1 pseudogene is annotated in these 2,458 nt (G+C 73.8%); it reads right to left on the reverse strand.

Going from position 1 to position 2,458, the window contains the following annotated elements:
• Nucleotides 1-2,443: pseudogene (locus KN815_RS42665) on the reverse strand (SDR family NAD(P)-dependent oxidoreductase); the annotation flags it as partial.
• Between the last annotated feature and the right edge of the window lie 15 nt (nt 2,444-2,458).

Raw genomic sequence — 2,458 nt, forward strand, 5'->3', positions numbered from 1 at the left:
TACGGAACTCCACCGCCGTGAGCGAATCGAATCCCAGGTCCTTGAACGCGCGGCCGGCCTCAACCGCCTCCGCGCCCGCGAACCCGAGGACCGCGGCGGCATGGGCGCGCACCAGGTCGAGCAGGGTCCGGTCGATCTCGGCCTCGGTGAGTCCCGCCAGGCGCTCCCGCAGTGCCGAACCGGTACCGGCGCCTTCGGCGTTGCCGGCGTTCGCCAGCGCCCGCTGGACCTCGGGCAGATCGCCGAGGAGCGGGCTCGGCCGCCCGATCGTGAACGCGGGGGCGAATCGCTCCCAGTCCACATCGGCGACCGTGAGCACACCGTCGTCACCCGCGACCGCTCCCTGCAACGCGGCGATCGCCAAGCCGGGCACCATCGCGGGCAGACCGCGGCGCGCCAGATGGTCGGCCTCTTCCCCGGCCGCCATGCCGCCCTCGGCCCAGGGGCCCCAGGCCACGGCCGTACCGGCGAGGCCGCGGGCACGGCGGTCCTCCACCAGCGCGTCCAGGTAGGCGTTGGCCGCACCGTAGGCGGCCTGGCCGCCACTGCCCCACACACCGGCGATCGAGGAGAAGACCACGAACGCGTCCAGCTCCCGGTCACCCAGCAGCTCGTCCAGATTGACGGCGCCGGCCACCTTGCCGGAGACCACGGCGGCGGCGTCGGCCAGCCCGGTCTCGGCCAGCGGCCCGGCCCCGTTGGCGCCCGCCGCGTGCACCACGGCCGTCAACGGCTGCTCCTCGGGCACCGCGTCCAGAACCGCGGCCAGTTGCTCGCGGTCGGCCACATCGCAGGCAGCCACGGTCACCCGGGCGCCCAGCGCCTCGAGCTCCTCGCGCAGCTCGGGCGCGCCCGGCGCCTCAAGACCGCGACGGCTGGTCAGCACCAGGTGCTCGGCGCCGTTGCGCACCAGCCAGCGGGCCACCTGCCCGCCCAGCGCGCCCGTGCCGCCGGTGACCAGCACCGTGCCACGCGCCCGCCATGTCGTCGCGTCGGCGACGGGAGCGGCGGACCGGGTCAGACGGCGTGCGAACACGCCGGAGCCGCGCACCGCGACCTGGTCCTCGACGACCTCGGTGGCCTCGGCGGCCAGCACCCCGGCCAGCCGCGCGACCGCACGCTCGTCCAGTGACTCGGGCAGGTCGACCAGACCGCCCCACATCTGCGGCAGCTCCAGCGCGGCCACCCGGCCGAGCGCCCACACCATCGCCTGCTTCGGGTGGCTGAGCCGTTCGGAACGGCCCACCGACACGGCGCCCCGCGTACCGCACCACAGCGGAGCCTCGATACCGGCGTCGGCCATGGCCCGCACCAGTGTCAGCGTCAGGGCGAGACCGCTGGGGAGCGCGGAGTGCCCCGGGCAGGGCTCCTCGTCCAGGGCCAGCAACGACAACACGCCGCCCAGCGCGGGCGCGTCTGCGGCCGCCTCACGCAGCCGCTCCCCCAGCGCCTCGGCGTCGAGGTCCCGCTCGTCGGCCACCAGCGACACCAGGTCCGCGCCATGACGCTCGAGCCCGGAGAGAACCTCCGTCACCAGCTCGTCCTCGGCACGGGAGGCCGGAACCACTACCAGCCACGTGCCCGACAGCGACCCATCGGCCACGTCCAGGACCGGCTTCCAGGCCACCCGGTAGCGCCAGTTGTCGATCGTGGACTGGTCACGCCGGTTGCGGTGGTACGTGGACAGGGCGGGCAGCACCGCGCTCAGCGGCGTCTCGCCGTCGACGTCGAGCGTCTCGGCGAGCGCTTCGAGATCCTCACGCTCGACCGCTTCCCAGAACCGCGCGTCCACCGAGTCGACGGCGCTCGACGCGCCCAAGCCGTTGAGGGAGATGGACACCTCGGGCCAGAACCGCTCGCGCTGGAAGGCGTACGTCGGCAGCTCCACCATCCGCGCACCGCGCCCGGCGACCACGGACTCCCACTCCACCAAGGCTCCGTGGACGTGGAGTTCGGCCAGCGCCATCGTCAGCGCCTGGCCCTCGGGACGGTCCTTGCGCAGCACCGGCACCACGGCCGAGGCCGCGGTCTGGTCCTCCGTCAGGCAGTCCCGCGCCATCGCGGACAGCACGCCGTCGGGGCCGACCTCCAAGAACCTGGTGACGCCCTGGGCGGTGAGTGCCTGCATGCCATCCGCGAACCGCACCGCCTCCCGGACGTGGCGCACCCAGTACTCCGGCGAGCACACCTCGTCGCGGCTCGCCGCCTCGCCCGTCACATTGGAGACCAGGGCGATGGACGGTGCCTGGAAGGACAGGCCCGCGACGGTGTCGCGGAAGTCGTCCAGCATGGCGTCCATGCGGGGCGAGTGGAACGCGTGGCTGACCGTGAGCCGACGGGTCTTACGACCCTGCTCCGCCCACTGCCCCGCAATCTCCAGCGCCGCTTCCTCGTCACCCGCGATGACCACGGCCCTCGGGCCATTGACCGCGGCAATACTCACCTCGGCCTCACGACC

Origin of the sequence: Streptomyces niphimycinicus (assembly GCF_018883605.1) — a bacterium.
GTDB lineage: Bacteria > Actinomycetota > Actinomycetes > Streptomycetales > Streptomycetaceae > Streptomyces > Streptomyces niphimycinicus.